Below are 2,190 nucleotides of genomic sequence, written 5' to 3'. Positions count from 1 at the left end.
GCGGAATGCGCCAAGCCTGCGCTGCTGTTTTCGGGCGGCAAGGACTCGGTGGTGGTGCTGCACCTGGCGCTCAAGGCGTTCGGGCTGGGCGCGAACCGCAAGACGGTGCTGCCGTTTCCGCTGGTGCATATCGACACCGGTCACAACTATCCGGAAGTGATCGAGTTTCGCGACCGGCGCGCGGCCGAGCTTGGTGCCGAACTCGTGGTGGGGCATGTGGAAGATTCGATCAAGCGCGGCACCGTGCGGTTGCGTCGCGAGACGGACTCGCGCAATGCCGCGCAGGCCGTCACGCTGCTCGAGACGATCGCGCAGCACGGTTATACGGCAATGATCGGTGGGGCGCGCCGCGATGAGGAGAAGGCGCGTGCCAAGGAGCGCATCTTCTCGTTTCGCGACGAATTCGGCCAGTGGGATCCGAAGGCGCAGCGCCCGGAGCTGTGGAGTCTGTTCAATGCGCGGCTGCACGCGGGCGAGCATCTGCGCGTGTTTCCGATCTCGAACTGGACCGAGCTGGACATATGGCAGTACATCGGGCGCGAGCAGCTGGAGCTGCCGTCGATCTACTACGCGCACGAGCGCGAGATCGTGCGGCGCAACGGGCTGCTGGTGCCGGTGACGCCGCTCACGCCGCTGCGCGAGGGCGAGACGAGCGAGAAGGCGCGCGTGCGCTTTCGCACGGTGGGCGATATTAGCTGCACGTGCCCGGTCGAGAGCGATGCGGACGACGTCGAAAAGATCGTGGCCGAGACGGCGGTGACGGACATCACGGAGCGCGGCGCGACACGCATGGACGACCAGGCGTCGGAAGCGGCGATGGAGCAGCGCAAGAAGCAGGGTTACTTTTAAGCGCCCAGCACACGAAGGATACGAAGGACACGAGGCAGGACTTATGAACACACATGAACCGGCGGATCTCGGGGTGCTGCGCTTCATCACGGCGGGCAGCGTCGACGACGGCAAGAGCACGTTGATCGGACGGCTGCTGTACGACAGCAAGGCGGTGCTTTCGGATCAGCTCTCGGCGCTCTCGCGCGCGAAGATGAAGCGCACGGTGGGCGATGAGATCGACTTGTCGCTCTTGACCGATGGGCTGGAGGCCGAGCGCGAGCAGGGCATCACGATCGATGTGGCGTACCGCTATTTCGCCACGGCCAAGCGCAAGTTCATCATCGCGGACACGCCGGGCCACGAGCAGTACACGCGCAATATGGTGACGGGCGCGTCGACGGCGCATGCGGCGATCATCCTGGTGGATGCGACGCGCGTGACGTTCGAGGCGGGCCAGGCAGTGCTGCTGCCGCAGACGAAGCGCCATAGCGCGATCGTGAAACTGCTGGGGCTGCAGCACGTGATCGTGGCGATCAACAAGATGGACCTGGTGGAGTACAGCGAGACGCGTTTCAACGAGATTCGCGATGCGTACGTGCAGCTCGCGCAGCAACTGGGGTTGAACGGGGTGCGGTTCGTGCCGGTGTCGGCGCTCAAGGGCGACAACATCGTGCGGGCGAGCGAGCGCATGCCGTGGTACGCGGGCGAGGCGCTGCTGGACGTGCTCGAGGCGTTGCCGGTGGCGCCGCCCACGGGTGAGGCGCTGCGTTTTCCGGTGCAGTGGGTGGCGCGCCAGGACGGCGCGAGCGCGGACGACTTTCGCGGCTACATGGGCCGGGTCGAAGCGGGCGAGGTGCGCGTGGGCGACGTGGTGACGGTGCTGCCGGCGGGGCGTGAAGCGACGGTGGCGGAGATCGTGGCGCCGGTGGTGGGCGGCACGGCGGCGGTGACGCGCGCGTTTGCCGGGCAGACGGTGACGATCCGGCTGACGGAGGATGTGGACGTCTCGCGCGGCGACACGTTCGTGGCGGCGCAGCGTGCGCCGCAGCCGGCGAAGAAGCTGGAGGCGGACTTGTGCTGGTTCGACGAGGAGCCGCTATCGACGCAGCGCAAGTATCTGCTCAAGCAGACGGCGAACACGGTGTTCGCACGCGTGGGGGCGGTCAAGGAAGTGCTCGACGTGCATACGCTCGCGCACACGAGCGAGCGGCATGCGCTGACGATGAACGACATCGGGCGCGTGTCGCTGACGCTGCAAAAGCCGGTGGTGTGCGACGTGTATGACGAGCAGCCGGCGACGGGCGCGTTCGTGCTCATCGACGAGGCCACGCATCATACGGTGGCCGCCGGCATGATTCG

At 66.6% G+C, this 2,190-nt stretch carries 2 protein-coding genes; both read left to right on the top strand.

Annotated elements, in window-relative coordinates; genetic code table 11:
• The coding region (cysD, locus tag VGL01_RS00295; RefSeq protein ID WP_331565913.1) for a sulfate adenylyltransferase subunit CysD at positions 1-849 on the top strand (849 nt) is incomplete at its 5' end.
• A gap of 43 nt (positions 850-892) precedes the next feature.
• A partial coding sequence (locus VGL01_RS00290; protein WP_331565911.1) for a sulfate adenylyltransferase subunit 1 occupies positions 893-2,190 on the top strand: 1,298 nt, incomplete at its 3' end.

Source organism: Trinickia sp. (assembly GCF_036503415.1).
In the GTDB taxonomy this organism is placed as follows: Bacteria; Pseudomonadota; Gammaproteobacteria; order Burkholderiales; family Burkholderiaceae; genus Trinickia.
Note: the sequence above shows the minus strand (reverse complement) of the source record. Positions and strands in the feature narration are given on the sequence as shown.